Source organism: Streptomyces sp. SP18BB07, from assembly GCF_036322545.1.
Classification (GTDB): Bacteria; Actinomycetota; Actinomycetes; order Streptomycetales; family Streptomycetaceae; genus Streptomyces; species Streptomyces deccanensis.
Genome location: NZ_JAQYWT010000344.1, coordinates 1 through 454, shown reverse-complemented (window position 1 = coordinate 454; position 454 = coordinate 1). Strand labels below are relative to the sequence as shown.

Below are 454 nucleotides of genomic sequence, written 5' to 3'. Positions count from 1 at the left end.
GTTGGACAGGGAGCCGGCGTTGTAGTAGAGGTGGGCGGCCGGGATGGCCCGGGAGAGGGCTCGGCCGATTTCGACGGCCTCGGTGTAGTAGACGAGCGCGGCGTTGCAGTCTACGGTATCGCTCTGCTGGTTGGAGAGGTTGTTCAGGGACATGGCGAGGTTGGGGAGGTGGTCGGCGGGGTTGTCTTGGGTGAGTGTGCGGAACAGGTCGACGGCTTCGGTGATGGAGGCGAGTGCTGCCTGCCGGTCCCCGTTCTCGCTCTGACAGCCGGAGAGGTTGTTCAGGGACAAGGCGAGGTCGGGGAGGTGGACGGCGGGGTTGGCCTGGGTGAGGGTGCGGTAGTGGTCGACGGCTTCGGTGATCGAGCCGAGCGCCGCCTGCCAGTCCCCGGTATCGCTCTGCTGGTTGGAGAGGTTGTTCAGGGAGCCGGCGAGGTCGGGGAGGTGGGCGGCG

At 67.2% G+C, this 454-nt stretch carries 1 pseudogene; it reads right to left on the bottom strand.

What is annotated here, in order from left to right:
• Window positions 1–454 (bottom strand): annotated as a pseudogene (locus PUR53_RS33650) (hypothetical protein); the annotation flags it as partial.